Annotated in this window: 17 protein-coding genes; 13 read left to right on the forward strand and 4 right to left on the reverse strand. The window is 67.6% G+C overall.

Going from position 1 to position 18,759, the window contains the following annotated elements; genetic code table 11:
• Position 1: 1 nt before the first annotated feature.
• The 8 genes from argC to argH all read left to right on the forward strand — a co-directional run bounded on the left by argC (position 2) and on the right by argH (position 8,491).
• A complete protein-coding gene (gene argC / locus A5740_RS25660) occupies positions 2-1,036 on the forward strand; it encodes an N-acetyl-gamma-glutamyl-phosphate reductase (protein WP_076198791.1) in 1,035 nt (344 codons plus the stop codon).
• Between the two features lie 20 nt (positions 1,037-1,056).
• Positions 1,057-2,292: a bifunctional glutamate N-acetyltransferase/amino-acid acetyltransferase ArgJ gene (argJ, locus tag A5740_RS25665; RefSeq protein WP_076198867.1), complete on the forward strand. Its 1,236-nt coding sequence runs from the start codon at positions 1,057-1,059 to the stop codon at positions 2,290-2,292.
• Positions 2,289-3,167: an acetylglutamate kinase gene (gene argB / locus A5740_RS25670; RefSeq protein WP_076198793.1), complete on the forward strand. Its 879-nt coding sequence runs from the start codon at positions 2,289-2,291 to the stop codon at positions 3,165-3,167. Before argJ ends, argB begins: the two co-directional genes overlap by 4 nt.
• Positions 3,164-4,378 carry an acetylornithine transaminase gene (locus A5740_RS25675; RefSeq protein ID WP_076198795.1) on the forward strand — a complete coding sequence of 405 codons (1,215 nt, stop codon included), beginning with the start codon at positions 3,164-3,166 and terminating at the stop codon, positions 4,376-4,378. Before argB ends, A5740_RS25675 begins: the two co-directional genes overlap by 4 nt.
• A complete protein-coding gene (gene argF / locus A5740_RS25680; protein ID WP_076198797.1) occupies positions 4,375-5,301 on the forward strand; it encodes an ornithine carbamoyltransferase in 927 nt (308 codons plus the stop codon). Before A5740_RS25675 ends, argF begins: the two co-directional genes overlap by 4 nt.
• Before the next feature lies 1 nt (position 5,302).
• Positions 5,303-5,779 (forward strand): arginine repressor, encoded by a 477-nt coding sequence (locus A5740_RS25685; protein ID WP_076198799.1) that lies wholly within the window; start codon positions 5,303-5,305, stop codon positions 5,777-5,779.
• Between the two features lie 26 nt (positions 5,780-5,805).
• Positions 5,806-7,005: an argininosuccinate synthase gene (locus A5740_RS25690; protein WP_076198801.1), complete on the forward strand. Its 1,200-nt coding sequence runs from the start codon at positions 5,806-5,808 to the stop codon at positions 7,003-7,005.
• Between the two features lie 73 nt (positions 7,006-7,078).
• Positions 7,079-8,491: an argininosuccinate lyase gene (gene argH / locus A5740_RS25695; RefSeq protein WP_076198803.1), complete on the forward strand. Its 1,413-nt coding sequence runs from the start codon at positions 7,079-7,081 to the stop codon at positions 8,489-8,491.
• A gap of 3 nt (positions 8,492-8,494) precedes the next feature.
• Here the strand turns inward: argH and A5740_RS25700 are convergent, their stop codons facing one another.
• Positions 8,495-10,276, reverse strand: coding sequence for an ABC-F family ATP-binding cassette domain-containing protein (locus tag A5740_RS25700; protein ID WP_076198805.1), 1,782 nt, complete (start codon positions 10,274-10,276; stop codon positions 8,495-8,497).
• 154 nt (positions 10,277-10,430) lie between these two features.
• On the opposite strand from A5740_RS25700, the gene A5740_RS25705 reads away from it, so the two are divergent.
• The 3 genes from A5740_RS25705 to A5740_RS25715 all read left to right on the forward strand — a co-directional run bounded on the left by A5740_RS25705 (position 10,431) and on the right by A5740_RS25715 (position 14,325).
• On the forward strand, positions 10,431-13,487 hold the full coding sequence (locus tag A5740_RS25705) for an acyl-CoA synthetase (RefSeq protein ID WP_076198807.1): 3,057 nt from the start codon (positions 10,431-10,433) through the stop codon (positions 13,485-13,487).
• A gap of 67 nt (positions 13,488-13,554) precedes the next feature.
• The gene (locus tag A5740_RS25710) at positions 13,555-14,097 is read left to right on the forward strand and encodes a hypothetical protein (protein ID WP_076198809.1); all 543 of its coding nucleotides are present in this window, start codon (positions 13,555-13,557) and stop codon (positions 14,095-14,097) included.
• Positions 14,098-14,106: 9 nt separating this feature from the next.
• Positions 14,107-14,325: a Trm112 family protein gene (locus tag A5740_RS25715; RefSeq protein WP_076198868.1), complete on the forward strand. Its 219-nt coding sequence runs from the start codon at positions 14,107-14,109 to the stop codon at positions 14,323-14,325.
• Here A5740_RS25715 and A5740_RS25720 read toward each other — a convergent pair.
• From A5740_RS25720 to A5740_RS25730, 3 genes are read right to left on the reverse strand one after another with little or no spacing between them, the layout of a single operon-like run.
• Positions 14,308-14,934, reverse strand: coding sequence for a TetR/AcrR family transcriptional regulator (locus A5740_RS25720; RefSeq protein WP_076198811.1), 627 nt, complete (start codon positions 14,932-14,934; stop codon positions 14,308-14,310). The two genes, A5740_RS25715 and A5740_RS25720, sit on opposite strands and share 18 nt — an antisense overlap.
• 6 nt (positions 14,935-14,940) lie before the next feature.
• Positions 14,941-15,768 (reverse strand): ABC transporter permease, encoded by an 828-nt coding sequence (locus A5740_RS25725; RefSeq protein ID WP_076198813.1) that lies wholly within the window; start codon positions 15,766-15,768, stop codon positions 14,941-14,943.
• Positions 15,693-16,463 carry an ABC transporter ATP-binding protein gene (locus A5740_RS25730; RefSeq protein WP_076198815.1) on the reverse strand — a complete coding sequence of 257 codons (771 nt, stop codon included), beginning with the start codon at positions 16,461-16,463 and terminating at the stop codon, positions 15,693-15,695. Before A5740_RS25730 ends, A5740_RS25725 begins: the two co-directional genes overlap by 76 nt.
• A gap of 69 nt (positions 16,464-16,532) precedes the next feature.
• Between A5740_RS25730 and A5740_RS25735 the strand changes: the two genes are divergently transcribed.
• Complete coding sequence (locus A5740_RS25735) at positions 16,533-17,144, forward strand: DNA-3-methyladenine glycosylase (protein ID WP_076198869.1); 612 nt, start codon at positions 16,533-16,535, stop codon at positions 17,142-17,144.
• A 27-nt stretch (positions 17,145-17,171) separates the two neighbouring features.
• The gene (tyrS, locus tag A5740_RS25740; RefSeq protein WP_175616359.1) at positions 17,172-18,458 is read left to right on the forward strand and encodes a tyrosine--tRNA ligase; all 1,287 of its coding nucleotides are present in this window, start codon (positions 17,172-17,174) and stop codon (positions 18,456-18,458) included.
• Positions 18,459-18,759: the final 301 nt, after the last annotated feature.

The following is an 18,759-nucleotide window of genomic DNA, read 5'->3' on the forward strand; positions in this document are numbered from 1 at the left end:
CATGACTTCGATAGCGGTGGCCGGCGCCAGCGGCTATGCCGGCGGAGAGATCCTGCGCCTGCTGCTCGGACATCCGGCCTACGCCGACGGCCGGTTGACGATCGGGGCGTTGACCGCGGCCTCCAGCGCCGGGTCGACGATCGCCGAGCATCACCCGCACCTTCTGCCGTTGGCCGCACGGGTGCTGGAACCGACCAGTGCCGAGGTCCTGGCCGGTCATGACGTGGTGTTCCTCGGGTTGCCTCATGGGCATTCCGCGGCGCTGGCCGAACAGCTCGGTCCCGACACCCTGATCATCGATTGCGGCGCCGACTTCCGGCTGACCGACGCTGCCGACTGGGAGAAGTTCTACGGCTCGGCGCACGCCGGCAGCTGGCCCTACGGTCTGCCGGAACTTCCCGGCGGACGGGACCGACTGAAGGGTGCCAAGCGCATCGCGGTCCCTGGCTGCTATCCGACCGCCGCGCTCCTGGCGCTGTTGCCGGCGGTGGCCGCCGACCTGGTCGATCCGGCCGTCACCGTGGTCGCGGTCAGCGGTACCTCCGGCGCCGGTAAATCGGCCAAGGTGGATCTGCTGGGCGCGGAGGTGATCGGCTCGGCCCGGGCCTACAACATCGCCGGCAAGCACCGGCACACCCCGGAGATCGCGCAGGGGCTGCGCGCGGTGACCGACAAGGATGTCACCGTCTCGTTCACCCCGGTGCTGATTCCGACGGCCCGCGGCATCCTGGCCACCTGTACTGCCCACACCGAGGCGTCGGCCGCCGAGATCCGGGCCGCCTACGAAAAGGTGTACGACACCGAACCGTTCATTCATCTGCTGCCTGAGGGGCAACTGCCCAAAACGGGATCGGTGATCGGTAGCAATGCCGCCCAGATCCAGGTCGCCGTGGATGTTGAGGCGAGCAGTCTTGTTGCGATCGCCGCCATCGACAACCTGACCAAGGGCACCGGCGGCGCCGCGGTGCAGTCGATGAACCTGGCCCTGGGCTGGCCTGAGACCGAAGGACTGTCGATCGTGGGAGTCGCACCGTGACACCGGAGCCGGAGGCGGCAATGTCGCCTGAGCAGAGTACGCAACAGTCGGCCAAGCTGGTCCGCACCCAGGGCGTCACCGCCCCGGCGGGCTTCCGGGCGGCCGGAATCGCCGCCGGCATCAAGACTTCCGGCGCACCGGACCTGGCCTTGGTGTTCAACGAGGGCCCGGACTACGCCGCGGCGGGCGTGTTCACCCGTAACAAGATCAAAGCCGCGCCCGTGAAGTGGTCGCAGCAGGTGCTCACCACCGGCCGGCTGCGCGCGGTGATCCTGAACTCCGGCGGCGCCAACGCCTGCACCGGCCCGCTGGGCTTCCAGGACACCCATGCCACCGCCGAGGCTGTGGCCACTGCGCTGAGCGATTGGGGCACCGAGACGGGTGCGATCGAAGTTGCCGTGTGCTCCACCGGGCTGATCGGGGACCGGCTGCCGATGGACAAGGTACTGGCCGGCGTCACGGAGATCGTGCACGAGTTGGCCGGCGGCCTGACCGGAGGCGAAGACGCGGCTCGGGCCATCATGACCACCGACACCGTGCCGAAACAGGTTGCACTGCATCACTCCCCGGAATCGGAGGAGAACTGGACGGTCGGTGGGATGGCCAAAGGTGCCGGCATGCTGGCGCCGTCACTGGCCACCATGTTGGTGGTACTGACCACCGACGCGGTCGCCAGTCCACAGGCGTTGGACTCCGCGCTGAGGCGGGCCACGGCGCTGACGTTCGACCGGCTCGACGTCGACGGCAGCTGCTCGACCAACGACACCGTGCTGCTGCTGGCCTCGGGTGCCAGCGAGATAGCCCCCAGTCAGGCCGATCTCGACGCGGCCGTGTTGCAGGTCTGCGACGACCTGTGCGCGCAGCTGCAGGCTGACGCCGAAGGTGTCACCAAGCGCATCACGATTACCGTCACCGGCGCCGAGAGCGAGGACGAGGCGCTGGTCGCCGCGCGCGTCATCGCCCGCGACAGCCTGGTCAAGACCGCGCTGTTCGGCTCCGATCCCAACTGGGGCCGGGTCTTGGCCGCGGTCGGTATCGCGCCGGTGAAGCTTGATCCGGAGCGGATCAGCGTGTCGTTCAACGGTTCTCCGGTCTGCGTCGACGGTGCCGGAGCCCCCGGCGCCCGCGAGGTCGATCTCTCAGGTGAAGACATCGCCGTGGTGGTGGACCTGGCGGTGGGAAGCGGCAGTGCTTCCATCAGGACCACCGACCTGTCGCACGCCTACGTCGAAGAGAACTCGGCCTACAGCTCATGAGCCAATCCATCGAGCGCGGCGTCAAGGCCCAGGTGCTCGCTTCGGCGCTGCCATGGCTCAAGCAGCTGCACGGCCAGATCGTCGTCGTCAAGTACGGCGGCAACGCCATGACCGACGACACGCTCAAGGCCGCGTTCGCCTCCGACATGGTGTTCCTGCGCAACTGCGGCATCAAACCGGTGGTGGTGCACGGTGGCGGCCCGCAGATCAGTGCCATGCTCAAACGGCTCGGTATCGCAGGAGATTTCAAGGGCGGCTTCCGGGTCACCACTCCCGAGGTGCTCGATGTGGCGCGGATGGTGCTGTTCGGGCAGGTGGGCCGGGAACTGGTCAACCTGATCAACGCCCACGGCCCGTACGCGGTCGGCCTCACCGGTGAGGACGCGCACCTGTTCACCGCGGTGCGGCGCAGCGTCACCGTCGATGGTGTGGCCACCGACATCGGGCTGGTCGGTGACGTCGAGTACGTCAACGCCGAATCTCTGCTCGATCTCATTGCCGCCGGCCGGATCCCGGTGGTCTCCACCATCGGCCCCGACGTCGACGGCGTGGTGCACAACATCAACGCCGACACCGCGGCCGCCGCCCTGGCCGAGGCGCTGGGTGCGGAGAAGCTGGTCATGCTCACCGACGTGGAGGGCCTCTACACCGATTGGCCCGACCGCTCCTCGCTGGTCAGCGAGATCGACACCGCGGCCCTGACCCAACTGTTGCCCACGCTCGAATCCGGCATGGTGCCCAAGATCGAGGCCTGCCTGCGGGCGGTGGACGGCGGGGTGCCGAGCGCACACGTCATCGACGGTCGCGTCGAACACTGCGTGCTCGTCGAGCTTTTCACCGATGAAGGAACTGGAACCAAGGTGGTGGCGAAGTGACATCCGGCGGGCAGGAGCGAAGCGACCCGGGGCAGAAGACATTGCAGGACCGCTGGGAAGCGGTGATGATGAACAACTACGGCACCCCGCCGCTGGCGCTGGCCGGCGGTGACGGCGCCGTGGTGACCGACACCGACGGCAAGTCCTATCTGGACCTGCTCGGCGGTATCGCGGTCAACCTGCTCGGCCACCGCCATCCCGCGGTCATCGAGGCTGTGACCATCCAACTCAACACGCTGGGCCACACCTCCAACCTGTATGCCACCGAACCGGGAATCGCGCTGGCCGAAGCCCTGGTCGGGCACCTCGGCACGCCGGCGCGGGCGTTCTTCTGCAACTCGGGCACCGAGGCCAACGAGGTGGCCTTCAAGATCACGCGGCTCACCGGCAAGACGAATATCGTTGCCGCCCAAGGTGCCTTCCACGGTCGCACCATGGGGTCGCTGGCGCTGACCGGCCAGCCGGCCAAGCAGGCGCCGTTCGAGCCGCTGCCGGGCAACGTCACCCACGTGCCCTACGGGGACATCGAAGAACTTGCGAGCGCTGTCGATAATGACACCGCGGCGGTGTTCCTGGAACCGATCATGGGGGAGGGCGGTGTCGTCGTCCCGCCCGCCGGCTACCTGGCTGCGGCCCGCGACATCACCACCAAGAACGGCGCGCTCCTGGTTCTCGACGAGGTGCAGACCGGCGTCGGGCGCACCGGTGCCTTCTATGCCCACCAGCACGACGGCATCACGCCCGACATCGTCACGCTGGCCAAGGGCTTGGGCGGTGGCCTGCCGATCGGCGCCTGCCTGGCCATCGGCGCGGCCGGCGACCTGCTTACCCCAGGCCTGCACGGCAGCACCTTCGGCGGCAACCCGGTGTGCACGGCCGCCGCGCTGGCGGTGCTCAAAGCGCTCGCCGACGGGGATCTGATCGCGCGCGCCGGGGTGCTCGGCAAGACCCTGAGCCACGGCATCGAGGAGTTGGGCCATCCGCTCGTCGACCACGTGCGCGGCAAGGGTCTGCTGCAGGGCGTGGTGTTGACCGCACCGAGCGCCAAGGCCGTCGAGGCCGCGGCCCGCGACGCCGGTTTCCTGGTCAATGCCGCTGCCGCGGACGTCATTCGGCTGGCGCCGCCACTGATCATCACCGAACCGCAGATCGAGACGTTCCTGTCCGCTCTGCCCGCCGTTCTCGACACCGCTGTGGAGGCTGCTTCATGACCATCCGGCATTTCCTGCGCGACGACGACCTGTCACCCGATGAGCAGGCCGAGGTGCTCGCCCTGGCCGCCGAACTCAAGAAGGCACCGTTCTCACGGCGGCCGCTCGAGGGCCCGCGTGGTGTCGCGGTGATCTTCGAGAAGAACTCGACCCGCACCCGGTTCTCGTTCGAGATGGGCATCGCCCAGCTCGGCGGGCATGCGGTCGTCGTCGACGGCCGCAGCACCCAGCTGGGCCGCGAGGAAACCCTCGAGGACACCGGGGCGGTGCTGTCGCGCTACGTCGACGCCATCGTGTGGCGCACCTTCGCCCAGGAGCGGCTGACCGCCATGGCAAGTGGTGCCTCTGTCCCGATCGTCAATGCACTGTCCGACGAGTTCCACCCCTGCCAGGTGCTGGCCGATCTGCAGACGCTGGCCGAGCGCCGGGGCGACCTCAAAGGGCTGAAGCTGACGTACCTGGGTGATGGTGCCAACAACATGGCGCACTCGCTGATGCTGGGCGGGGTTACCGCGGGCATCCACGTCACCATCGCCGCGCCGGCCGGTTTCGAACCCGACCCACACTTCGTCGACGCTGCCAAGCGCCGCGCTGCCGAGACCGGCGCGACGGTGACGCTGACCGACGATGCCCGGGCCGGCGCCGACGGAGCCGACGTGCTCGTCACCGACACCTGGACCTCGATGGGGCAGGAGAACGACGGCCTGGATCGGGTGCGGCCGTTCCGTCCGTTCCAGGTCAACGCCGACCTTCTGAAGCTGGCCGATCCGGAAGCTGTTGTGCTGCATTGTCTTCCGGCGCACCGCGGTCACGAGATCACCGACGACGTGATCGACGGGCCGCAGAGCGCCGTGTTCGACGAAGCCGAGAACCGGTTGCACGCCCAGAAAGCCATGCTGGTCTGGCTGCTGGAGCGAGCCTGACGTGAGCACCCCGACCCGCGCCGGCCGTCAGGCCCGGATCATCGCCCTGCTGTCCTCGCGGCAGGTGAGCAGCCAGACCGAACTGGCCGCTCTGCTGGGGCAGGAGGGCATCGAGGTCACCCAGGCCACGTTGTCGCGTGACCTGGAGGAACTCGGGGCGGTCAAGCTGCGCGGGGCCGACGGCGGCGTCGGGGTGTATGTGGTGCCCGAGGACGGCAGCCCGGTGCGGGGTGTGGCCGGGGGCACCGAGCGGTTGACCCGGTTGTTGGGGGACTTGCTGGTATCGACGGATGCCAGCGCTAACCTTGCCGTGCTGCGCACCCCGCCCGGCGCAGCGCACTACCTGGCCAGCGCGATCGATCGCGCTGCCTTGCCGTACGTGGTCGGCACCATCGCCGGAGACGACACCATCGCCGTGGTGGCGCGGGAACCGATGACGGGTGCCGAGCTCGCCAGCACCTTCGAGAACCTCAAATAGAGCTGAAGTAAAAGGAGACTGCTCACATGTCCGATCGCGTGATCCTCGCGTATTCCGGGGGTCTGGACACCTCGGTGGCCATCAGCTGGATTGGCAAGGAGACCGGCCGTGAGGTCGTCGCCGTGGCCATCGACCTCGGCCAGGGCGGCGAGGATATGGAGGTCGTGCGTCAGCGCGCACTGGATTGTGGCGCTGTCGAGGCAGTCGTGGTCGACGCGCGTGACGAGTTCGCCAACGAGTACTGCCTGCCGACCATCAAGTCCAACGCGCTCTACATGGACCGCTACCCGCTGGTGTCGGCGATCAGCCGGCCGCTGATCGTGAAGCATCTGGTGGCCGCGGCGCGTGAGCACGGCGGCGGCACCGTCGCCCACGGCTGCACCGGTAAGGGCAACGACCAGGTGCGCTTCGAGGTCGGATTCGCCTCGCTGGCACCCGATCTGCAGGTGCTGGCCCCGGTCCGCGACTACGCCTGGACCCGGGAGAAGGCGATCGCGTTCGCCGAGGAGAACGCCATCCCGATCAACGTCACCAAGCGTTCGCCGTTCTCGATCGACCAGAACGTGTGGGGCCGTGCGGTGGAAACCGGGTTCCTGGAGCACCTGTGGAACGCTCCGACCAAGGACGTCTACGACTACACCGAGGACCCGACGGTCAACTGGAACACCCCCGACGAGGTCATCGTCGGCTTCGAAAAGGGTGTGCCCGTCTCCATCGACGGCCGCCCGGTCACGGTGTTGCAGGCGATCGAAGAGCTCAACCGCCGCGCCGGCGCGCAGGGCGTGGGCCGCCTCGACGTGGTCGAGGACCGGCTGGTCGGCATCAAGAGCCGCGAGATCTACGAGGCACCGGGTGCAATGGTGCTCATCACTGCGCACACCGAACTGGAGCACGTCACGCTGGAGCGTGAGCTGGGCCGGTTCAAGCGCACCACCGACCAGAAGTGGGGCGAGCTGGTCTATGACGGCCTGTGGTACTCGCCGCTGAAGTCGTCTCTCGAGGCGTTCGTCGAGCACACTCAGCAGCACGTCACCGGCGAGATCCGACTGGTGCTGCACGGCGGTCACATCGCGGTGAACGGACGCCGGAGCGCCGAGTCGCTGTACGACTTCAACCTGGCCACCTACGACGAGGGCGACAGCTTCGACCAGTCCTCGGCCAAGGGTTTCGTTCACGTGCACGGGTTGAGCTCGAAGATCTCCGCCAAGCGCGACCTGGGCCTGTAATGCCGAGCAGACACAAAACTGCCTATTTTCCGGGTGTTTTCAGGCAGTTTTATGTCTGCTCGCGAGGAGAAAAATGAGCACTAACGAAGGTTCGCTGTGGGGTGGCCGGTTCGCCGACGGCCCCTCGGACGCCCTTGCCGCGCTGAGCAAGTCGACCCACTTCGACTGGGTGCTGGCGCCCTACGACGTCACCGCGTCCAAGGCGCACGCCCGGGTGTTGCACCGGGCCGGGCTGCTCACCGACGAGCAGCGCGACGGCCTGCTCGCCGGCCTCGACAGCCTCGGTGAAGATGTCGCGGATGGCAGCTTCGAACCGCTGCCCACCGACGAGGACGTGCACGGTGCCCTCGAACGCGGCCTGATCGACCGGGTCGGTCCCGACCTGGGCGGCCGGCTGCGGGCCGGACGGTCCCGCAACGACCAGGTGGCCACGCTGTTCCGGATGTGGTTGCGCGACGCCGTCCGGCGCGTTGCCGACGGCGTGCTCGAGGTGGTCAACGCGCTGGCCACCCAAGCCGCCGCGCACCCGACAGCGATCATGCCCGGCAAGACCCACCTACAGGCCGCCCAACCGATCCTGCTGGCGCACCATCTGCTCGCCCACGCCCATCCGCTGCTGCGCAACGTCGACCGGCTCGCCGACTTCGACGACCGCACCGCGGTCTCGCCCTACGGTTCGGGCGCGCTGGCCGGCTCCTCACTGGGGCTCGATCCCGATGCGATCGCCGCGGACCTCGGATTCGCCTCGGCCGCAGACAATTCCGTCGATGCCACCGCGGCGCGTGATTTCGCTGCCGAGGCCGCCTTCGTGTTCGCCCAGATCGGGGTGGACCTGTCCCGGCTCGCCGAGGACATCATCCTCTGGAGCACAACCGAATTCGGCTATGTCACACTGCACGACGCCTGGTCGACCGGCAGCTCGATCATGCCGCAGAAGAAGAACCCCGACATCGCCGAGCTGGCCCGCGGCAAGTCCGGGCGGCTGATCGGCAACCTCACCGGCCTGCTGGCCACGCTCAAGGCCCAGCCGTTGGCCTACAACCGGGACCTGCAGGAGGACAAGGAGCCGGTCTTCGACTCGGTGGCGCAGCTGGAACTGCTGCTGCCGGCGATGGCCGGGCTGGTCGGCACACTGACCTTCGACGAAGATCGGATGGCCGCGCTGGCTCCTGCCGGCTACACGCTGGCCACCGATATCGCCGAATGGCTGGTCCGTCAAGGTGTTCCGTTCCGCGTCGCCCACGAGGCCGCCGGTGCCGCGGTGCAGACCGCCGAGGGCCGCGGTGTCGGGCTCGACGAACTGACCGACGACGAGTTCGCCGGGATCAACCCCGCACTCACCGCACAGGTGCGCGAGGTGCTGACCGTCGAGGGTTCGGTGAACGCCCGAAACGCGCGCGGCGGCACCGCGCCCGTTCAGGTGGCCAAGCAACTGGGGACCGTCCGGAACGCCATGGCGGAGTTGCGGATCCGGCTGAGCCGCTAGCGGCTATTCCAAGTGTTCGGACAGCTCCAGCCACCGCGCCTCGAACTCGGCAACCTGTGATTCCATCTCGCGCAGTTCGCCGGTGAGCGTGCCGAGTCCGACGTGATCGGACTGGTCATGAGCGGCGAGCTCGTCATGTTTGGCGGCGATCCGGTCAGCCAGCTTGGCCAGCGACCGGTCGATCGAGGAGATCTCCTTCTCGATGGCGCGCTGCTCGGCGCCGGAAAGTCCTTGGGGCACCGCCGGCTCGGTGCGCGCAGCCGGGGCCGAAGCGGCCGATGCCGCGCTCAACCGCAGGTACTCGTCGACGCCACCGGGCAGGTGTCGTAGCCGGCCGTCGAGAATGGCGTATTGCTGATCGGTGACACGCTCGAGCAGATACCGGTCATGCGACACCACGATCAACGTGCCCGGCCAGGAATCCAGCAGATCCTCGGTGGCCGTCAGCATGTCGGTGTCCACGTCGTTGGTGGGTTCGTCGAGGATCAACACGTTCGGTTCGGACAGCACCACCAGCATGAGCTGCAGCCTGCGGCGCTGCCCGCCGGAGAGTTGACCGACCCGGGTGGACAGCTGGTCGCGGGCAAAGCCCAACCGCTCCAACAATTGCGCCGGGGTGAAGTCCTTGCCGTCGATCTGGTAGCTGGTCTGCAGCCGACCGATCACTTCACGGACCATGTCGCCGGCCACCGCATCGAGTTCGGTGGACTGCTGATCGAGGACCGAAAGCCGCACCGTCTTACCGCGTTTGACCCGGCCGCTGGTCGGGGTCACCGTACCGGCGATCAGGCCGAGCAGGGTGGACTTGCCGGCCCCGTTCGCCCCGAGGATTCCGGTGCGTTCACCCGGACCGATGCGCCATTCGATGTCGCGCAACACTTCTCGGTCGGACCCGGGATAGGACACCGACACGTCGAGCAGGTCGATGACGTCCTTTCCCAGCCGGGCGGTGGCCAGCCGGGACAGCTCCACGGTGTTGCGCAACGGCGGCACATCCGAGATCAGGGCGTTGGCAGCGTCGATCCGGAACTTGGGTTTGGAGGTGCGCGCCGGCGCGCCGCGGCGCAGCCAGGCCAACTCCTTGCGCATCAGGTTCTGCCGCTTGGCCTCGATCGACGCCGCCTGGCGGTCCCGTTCCACCCGCTGCAGCACATATGCCGCGTAGCCACCCTCGAACGGCTCGACGATTCGATCGTGCACCTCCCAGGTGGTGGTGGCGACCTCATCGAGAAACCAACGGTCGTGGGTGATCAGCAACAATCCGCCGGTGCCGCGTGCCCAGCGCCCCTTGATGTGGCCGGCCAACCAGGTGATGCCCTGGATGTCGAGATGGTTGGTCGGCTCGTCGAGTGCGATGACGTCCCAGTCGCCGATCAACAACGCGGCCAGCTGCACCCGCCGGCGTTGCCCACCCGACAACGTCGAGATCGTCGTGTCGAACGGGATGTCGGCGACCAGGCCGCCGATCACGTCCCGGGTCTTGGCATCGCCGGCCCATTCGTGTTCCGGACGATCACCGACCAACGACCAGCCCACGGTGTGCTCCGGATCGAGCGTGTCGGTCTGGTCGAGGGATCCCACCCGTAGCCCGCTGCGCCGGGTCACGCGGCCGGCGTGGGGAGTGATGCGACCGGTGAGCATGCCCAGCAGCGTGGACTTTCCGTCACCGTTGCGGCCGACGATGCCGATCCGGTCGCCTTCGCTGACACCGACGGTGACCGAATCGAACACCACCCCGGTGGGGTACTCCAGATGTAGGGTTTCGCCCCCGAGCAGGTGAGCCATCGCCGCCGACCCTATCGTTCGGCGGCGTCGGCACCGGCACCGCCCGGGGCCACGTCCGGGCTCGCGCCGATCAAGTCGGTGATCGGTTGCTGTTGTGCCATGATGGCCAGGTCAATCGGGGGTCGGGTTGAGTAGTCAGGTGGGGAGCAGGCTGGTGGATTTCTCGGCAGTGACCAGACCGGTCGAGCGGTTGCTGGCAACCGCGCAGAACGGCCTGGAGGTGCTGCGTTACGGCGGCTTGGAAACCGGTGCGGTCCCGTCGCCTTATCAGCTCATCCAGAGCGTGCCGATGTACCGGCTCCGGCGGTATTTCCCGCCCGATGTGCGCCCCGGGGCCCAGCATCCGCGGCCGCCGGTGTTGATGGTGCACCCGATGATGATGTCGGCCGACATGTGGGACGTCACCCGCGAGGACGGCGCGGTCGGGATCCTGCACGCCGCGGGAATCGACCCGTGGGTGATCGACTTCGGTTCACCGGACAAGGTCGAGGGTGGGATGCAGCGCAACCTCGCCGATCACGTGGTGGCGTTGTCCGAAGCCATCGACGTGGTCAAGGAGGTCACCGGCCGCGACGTACACCTGGCCGGATACTCCCAAGGTGGGATGTTCGCCTACCAGGCCGCGGCGTACCGGCGCTCCAAGGACCTGGCCAGCATCATCGCCTTCGGCTCGCCGGTGGACACCTTGGCCGCATTACCGATGAACGTTCCCGCCGGCGTGGCCGCCGGTGCGGCGGATTTCATGGCCGACCACGTGTTCAGCCGCATCGACATCCCGGGCTGGTTGGCCCGCACCGGATTTCAGATGCTCGACCCCATCAAGACCGCCCAGTCGCGCCTGGAGTTCCTGCGCCAGTTGCATGACCGCGAGGCCCTGCTGCCGCGTGAACAGCAGCGTCGGTTTTTGTCTTCGGAGGGCTGGATCGCATGGTCGGGTCCGGCGATCTCCGAATTGCTCAAGCAGTTCATCGCACACAACCGGATGATCACCGGTGGGTTCTCCGTGCACGGCGACCTCGTCACGCTGTCCGACATCGACTGCCCGATCCTGGCCGTGGTCGGCGAGGTGGACGACATCGGCCAGCCGGCCGCGGTGCGCGGGATCAAGCGGGCGGCACCGGATGCCGATGTCTACGAATATCTGATCCGGGCAGGGCATTTCGGCCTGGTCGTGGGATCGAAAGCCTCCACCCAAACCTGGCCGACCGTGGCGCAGTGGGTGAAATGGCTTGGCGGAGAACAGATGCCAGAAGGCGTCGTTCCGATGGAAGCGCAGCCGGCGAATCACCCCGAGGGCGGAGTGTCGTTCTCCAGCCGGGTCACGCACGGGGCCACCGCCGCGACCGAGATGGCGTTCGGGGTGGCCCGTTCGGCTGCCGACGCATTGGTCGCAGCCAACAAGAACGCGCGCACCCTGGTGATCGAGACCGCGCGCACGTTGCCCCGGCTGGCCCGACTGGGACAGGTCAACGACCACACCCGGATTTCCCTCGGCCGAATCATGAGCGAACAGTCACGCAGCGCCCCCAACGGCGAGGCGCTGCTGTTCGACGGGCGCGTGCACACCTATGAGGCGGTGGACCGCCGGATCAACAACGTGGTGCGCGGCCTGATCGACGTCGGGGTGCGGCAGGGCGCCCGGGTCGGCGTGTTGATGGACACCCGACCCAGCGCCCTGGTGGCAATCGCGGCCCTGTCCAGGTTGGGTGCGGTGGCGGTGTTGCTGCCCGAGGCCGATGTGGCCGAGGCGGCCCGACTCGGCCGGGTGACAGAGATCATCGCCGATCCGAGCCATCTCGAGGTGGCGCGGCAACTCGACATGCGGGTGCTGGTGTTAGGCAGCGGCGGGCCGCTCGGTGGACCCAGCGGCGGGCCGCTCGGTGGACCCAGCGGCGGGCCGCTCGGTGGGCCCAGCGGCGAGAGCCGTGACCTGCATCTGCCCCAAGATGCCGACGTTGTCGACATGGAGAAGATCGACCCCGACGCCGTCGAACTGCCCGGTTGGTACCGGCCCAACCCGGGGCTGGCCCGGGATCTGGCCTTTGTCGCATTCAGCGAGGTCGGCGGTGAGCTCGTGGCCCGGCAGATCACAAATTACCGGTGGGCGCTGTCGGCGTTCGGCACGGCGTCGGCGGCCAATCTGGGCCGCGGCGACACGGTGTACTGCCTCACGCCGCTTCACCACCAGTCGGGTCTGCTGGTCAGCCTCGGCGGTGCCGTGGTCGGCGGCTCGCGTATCGCGCTGTCGCGGGGTCTGCAGCCGGATCGGTTCCTGCAGGAGATCCGGCAATACGGCGTCACCGTGGTTTCTTACACCTGGGCCATGCTGCGGGAGGTCATCGACGATCCGTCGTTCTCGCTCACCGGCAGCCACCCGGTCCGGTTGTTCATCGGCTCCGGGATGCCGGCCGGGTTGTGGAAGCGCGTGATCGACGTGTTCGAGCCGGCCCACGTCGTGGAGTTCTTCGCCACCACCGACGGGCAGGCCGTGCTGGCCAACGTGTCGGGGGCCAAGATCGGCAGCAAGGGCCGTCCGCTGCCCGGGGGCGGCACAGTCGCCCTCGCCGCGTACGACGCTGACGACGACCTGATCCTCGAAGACGAGCAGGGCTTCGTGCGCAAGGCCGAGGCCAACGAGGTCGGTGTGCTGCTGGCCCACCCACGCGGGCCGGTCGATCCGACCGCGGTGGTCAAGCGCGGCGTGTTCGCGCCGGCCGACACCTGGGTGTCCACCGAGTTCCTGTTCCGCCGCGACGAGGACGGTGACTACTGGCTGGTGGACAACCGCAGCGCGGTGATTCGTACCGAACGCGGCCCGGTGTTCGCGACGAGCGTCAACGATGCGGTCGGTCGATTGGACGCGGTCGACATGTCGGTCACCTACGGCGTGGAGGAGGGCGGCCGACTGCTCGCGGTGACGGCGCTGGCCCTGCGTCCCGGCGGGAGCGTCCCGACAGCCGATCTGTCACACGCCCTGAACGAACTGGCCGCCGGCTGCCCGCCCGATGTCGTGCACGTGGTGGCCGACATGGAACTCGGGGCGTCGTACCGCCCGCTGATCGCGCCGTTGCGCAAGGCGGGGATTCCGAAAGCGGCGCGACGTAACTGTTGGTACTTCGATGCCGATACCGGTACGTACAAGAAATTGACCGCGGCCACCCGGGCCGAACTCGTCTCCGGAGCACCCGCCGACGAGTCGGAGGCCAGGTAGTCGAGAAGGTGCCGGCGCCCGAAAGCGCTGTTACGCTCCGGCAGACGGCGCAGCGACAGGAGGATCGATGACATCGGGATCAGGTGTGCACCAGTGGCGGCGCGCCGTCACCGGGTCGGTGACCGGCGCTGCGCTGGCGGCGGGGCTGCTGGTGGGCGCCGGCGCGCCCATGGCGGTCGCCGATCCCACCGCACCGTCGACTCAGGCGGATGCGCCCGCCGCCGATGCACCTGAAGCACGGCCGATGACCGCCGATGAGGCGTTGGCCATCGTCGCCAAGGATTACGACACCGGCGAGGGCGGCGGCCAGATCTCCCAGCTGATCCACGACATCATGAAGCTGCGGGCGCAGGGTTACAGGCCGTCGAACGCGAACCGCACGGCCATCACCAAGGCGCTGGACAAACGCCCGAATCAGGTGCCGCTGATCGACGCGCTCAAGAGCACCCTGTCCTATCAGCGCAAGCTTCAGGCGCAGTCCAATGCTGCTCAGGTTCCGCAGCAGGGTGTCATCAATCCCGGGGTGGGTCAGTTCCCGGCCGGCATCGCACCGATTCCGGGCGGGGGACAGCCCGGCCCGAGTGGCGGCATCCAGATCCCGCTGGGCTAGCGTCACGTGGTGGTCGACGACAAACTTCTGAGCATCCTGGTGTGTCCGCAGGACCGCGGCCCGCTGCTGCTGGCCGGCACGGAGTGGCTGTACAACCCGCGACTGCGGCGCGCCTATCGGATCGAGGACGGTATCCCGGTGTTGCTCGTCGACGAGGCCGTGGCCATCGAGGACGACGCCGAGCACCGCCGGCTGCTGGAGCTGGCCGGGTCAGGGGAGTCCGGGTAGGTCGCCGGTGAGATACCGCTGCAGGGTGGGGGCGATGGTCTCGACGATCTGTTCCACCGGCAGTGACGCGAACGGGTCCAGCTCCAGGATGTAGCGGGCCATCGCGACGCCGACCAGTTGTGAGGCGACGAACTGGATCCGGATCCGGGCGCTGCCGACCGGATTGTCCACCCGGGGTCCGATCTCACCGACGATGATCTCCTGGAGAAACGACCGCACCAGCGATACGTCGTTGCCGGCCAGGATCGAGCGCAATGTGGCCACGAAACCCTTGCCGATCTCGGAATCCCACAGCGGCAAGAGGATCGACGGCAGCGTGTGCCCGATCTGCTCCACCGGCACCTCCCGCAGCTTTCCGATCACGGTCATCGGATCGATGGGAATGTGGATGGCGGCGGCGAACAGTTGCGTCTTGGTTCCGAAGTAGTGGTGTACCAGGGCGGCGTCGACTCCCGCGTCGGCCGCGATGGCACGGATCGACGTCTTGTCGAACCCGTTGCGCGCGAACAGCTCTCGCGCGCTGATCCGGATGCGCTCACGCTTGTCGGACGGGCCTGCGGGGCGGCCGGGGCGTTTGCGTTCTCGTCCGGAATCGATGTCGGTGCTCACGGTGTCCTAGGGGGTTCGGCGGCGCAGTGTGGCTGCGGCCAGACATAGTGCCACCGCCGCGAAGCCCACCACAATCGCGATGTCGCGCGTCGCGACGCCGGTCAATCCGGGGTGCGCACCGACCTGCTGCAACGCTTCGAGCGCATAACTTGCCGGCAGGACGTTGCTGATCCACTGCAGCCAGTCGGGCAGCGCCGCACGCGGGACGATGATGCCGCACAACAACAGTTGCGGCGCGATCACCAGCGGCATGAACTGCACGGCTTGGAACTCCGTGCGGGCGAACGCGCTGCACAGCAGGCCCAGACCCACGCCGAGGACGGCGTTGATGATCGCGATCAGGAACACCAGTGCCGGGCTTCCGGCGGTGCGGAATCCGAGGAGCCAGAACGAGACGATGCAGGCCAGGGTGGCCTGGGCCGCGGCGGCGATCGAGAACGCGGTGCCGTAGGCGGCGAGTAGGTCGAAGCGACGCAGCGGGGTGGTGAGGATGCGTTCGAGGGTTCCCGACGCGCGTTCGCGTTGCATGGTGATCGAGGTGATCAGGAACATCACGATGAGCGGGAAGACCCCGAGCATGATCAGACACGCGTTGTTGAACGGGCTCGGGTGGCCCGGTGCCTGCGGTGCGTTCTGGAACATGAAATACATCAGGGTGATGATCAGGCTGGGCACCACCAGGATCATCGCCACGCTGCGGTGATCCGCCGCCAACTGCCGCAGGATGCGGCCGGTGGTGGCCAGGTAGGCCGTCGGGCTCAGTCGGCCGGGCCGTTCCCGGCTGTGGCGCTGCGGCGGATGACGGTGAGAAACGCTTCCTCCAGAGACGTGCATGAGGTGTCCTTCCGTAGCCGGTCGGGGGTGGTGTGGGCGAGCAGTCGTCCTTCGCGCATGAGCAGCAGATCCCGGCAGTGGTCGGCCTCGTCCATCACGTGACTGGACACCAACAGCGTCGTTCCGCGGGCAGCGAGCCCTCGGAACTGTTCCCACAGGTCCACGCGCAGGACCGGGTCCAGGCCGACCGTGGGTTCGTCGAGCACCAACAGCTCGGGCTCGGACACCAGGGCGCAGGCCAGTGAGACCCGGGTGCGTTGGCCGCCGGACAGATCACTGCAATATGCGCTGCGGTGGTCATCGAGACCGACCGAGCGGATGGCCTCGACTGCCGTGTTCGCCGAGGTGCCGTAGAGCGCGGCGAAGTACCGCACGTTGTCGATCACCCTCAGGTCGTCGTAGATCGTGGGGTGCTGCGTGACATAGCCGACCCGGTGCCGTAGCGGCGCCGAGCCGGCCGGGTGTCCGAGCACCGTGACGGTGCCGGCCGAAATGATCTGGGTGCCGACGATGCTGCGCATCAAGGTGGTCTTGCCGCATCCCGACGGGCCGAGAAGACCGGTGATGGCGCCGCGGTTGATTTGCACGCTGAGGTCACGAATTGCCCGTCGGCCACCCCGGTCGACCTGCAACCCGGTGATCTCGACGGCGCAGGTGGACGAGTCCAAGAATTCATCAACAGATGAAGTCATCATGTGATGAATACTGCGCCCACCGAACGGCCGGTGTCAATGGTGGTTGTTGCGGAGGGCAGAATCGCCGGGGTGAGCGCTGAGCAGCTGGCCGTGGATCCGCTGCTGGCGGCCCGCCGCCTGCTGGGAGCCGAGCTGATCGGCCGCGGTGTCCGCGCCGCGATCGTCGAGGTCGAGGCCTACGGCGGCCCGCCGGACGGGCCCTGGCCCGATGCCGCCGCGCATTCGTATCGCGGACCGGGCGGACGCAACCAGGTGATGTTCGGACCGCCGGGACGGCTCTACACCTACCGAAGTCACGGCATCCACGTATGTGCCAACGTGGTCTGCGGCTACGACGGGGTTGCCGCCGCGGTGTTGTTGCGGGCCGCCGTGGTGCTGAGCGGAACCGAGTTGGCCGGCGATCGCCGCGGGCCCGCAGTGTTGCCGGTCGGGTTGGCGCGCGGCCCGGGAAATCTCTGCTCGGCTCTGGGGATCACCATGGAAGACAACGGAATCGACCTGTTCGCGCCGGACAGCCCGGTGCAGTTGCAGATGCGCGACGCGCGGCAGGCGGTCGAAGGTCCGCGTGTCGGCGTGAGCAAGGCCGCTGACCGGCCGTGGCGGTTCTGGCTGCGTGACTGCCCCGAGGTCTCGGCATATCGGCGCAGTCCACGCGCGCCGGCGCCCGGCGCCAGTGACTGATGCCGGCGATGCGGCATGATCGTCCCCATGAGCATGGGAATCCTCGATGAGCTGGACTGGCGCGGGCTGATCGCGCAGTCGACCGACCGCGACGCGCTGGCCGAAGACCTGGCCAAGGGACCCATGACCGTCTACTCCGGCTTCGATCCGACCGCGCCCAGCCTGCACGCGGGGCACCTGGTGCCCCTGTTGACACTGCGGCGGTTCCAGCGCGCGGGGCACCGACCGATCGTGCTGGCCGGCGGAGCCACCGGGATGATCGGTGACCCGAGGGACACGGGGGAGCGCACGCTCAACACCGCCGACACCGTCGCCGACTGGGCGGGTCGGATTCGCGGCCAGCTGGAGCGCTTCGTGGAATTCGATGACACCCCCACCGGTGCGATCGTCGAGAACAACCTGTCGTGGACGGCGGAGCTTACGGCGATCGAGTTCCTACGCGACCTGGGAAAATACTTTTCGGTCAACGTGATGCTCGACCGCGAGACCGTGCGCCGCCGGCTGGACGGTGACGGCATCTCCTACACCGAGTTCAGCTACATGCTGTTGCAGGCCAACGATTTCGTGGAGCTGCACCAGCGGCACGGTTGCGCGTTGCAGATCGGCGGCTCCGACCAGTGGGGCAACATCGTGGCCGGCGCCCGGTTGGTGCGCCAGAAGGCCGGCGCCACCGTGCATGCGATGACGACGCCGCTGGTCACCGATTCCGAGGGCAAGAAGTTCGGCAAGTCGACGGGCGGGGGAAATCTGTGGCTCGACCCCGAGATGACCAGTCCGTATGCCTGGTACCAGTACTTCGTGAACACCGCGGACACCGATGTGATCGGGTACCTGCGCTGGTTCACATTTCTGGACGCCGACGAGATCGCCGAGCTCGAGGACGCCACCAAGAACCGTGCACATGAACGCGCCGCACAGAAGCGACTGGCCCGCGAGCTCACCACTTTGGTGCATGGGGAAGGCGCGACGAAGTCGGTGGAACTGGCCAGTCAGGCACTGTTCGGTCGCGGCGAGCTGACTGATCTCGATGAATCGACCCTCGGCGCTGCATTGCGGGAGGCCAGCAATGGACAGGTCGCCGAACTCAAGCCGGGCGGTCCGGATTCGATCGTCGATTTGTTGGTCGCGACGGGATTGGCGGCAAGTAAGGGGGCCGCGCGTCGCAACGTCGCCGAGGGCGGCGTGTACGTGAACAACATTCGCATCGAAAGTGACGAGTGGATACCACAGCATTCCGATTTTCTGCATGAGCGCTGGCTCGTGTTGCGACGTGGCAAGCGGCACATCGCCGGCGTCGAGCGCACAGGCGCCTAGGCCAACCGTGGACTGTGCTCTGACCTGGGAAAACGTCGGCTCGACCAGGCGATTTGACTCCCCGTTAGTGCTCACGTAACTTATTCCAGGTCAGAGCGACACGGACAAGCGCCGGAGAGCGAAGACGAAATCCGAGAGAGACACCCATTACGGTGGGTCTTCTCACTGCCCGCAGAAGCTCAGCGGCTTTTAGCCGCGGGATTTCTGCGCGACAAACTCGGGCGTGTTGTTTGAGAACTCAATAGTGTGTTTGGTGGTTTTTGTTTGTTGTTTTTGGCCACGCTCTTTTTCCCGTTTAGGG

Source organism: Mycobacterium sp. GA-1841, from assembly GCF_001954135.1.
In the GTDB taxonomy this organism is placed as follows: domain Bacteria; phylum Actinomycetota; class Actinomycetes; order Mycobacteriales; family Mycobacteriaceae; genus Mycobacterium.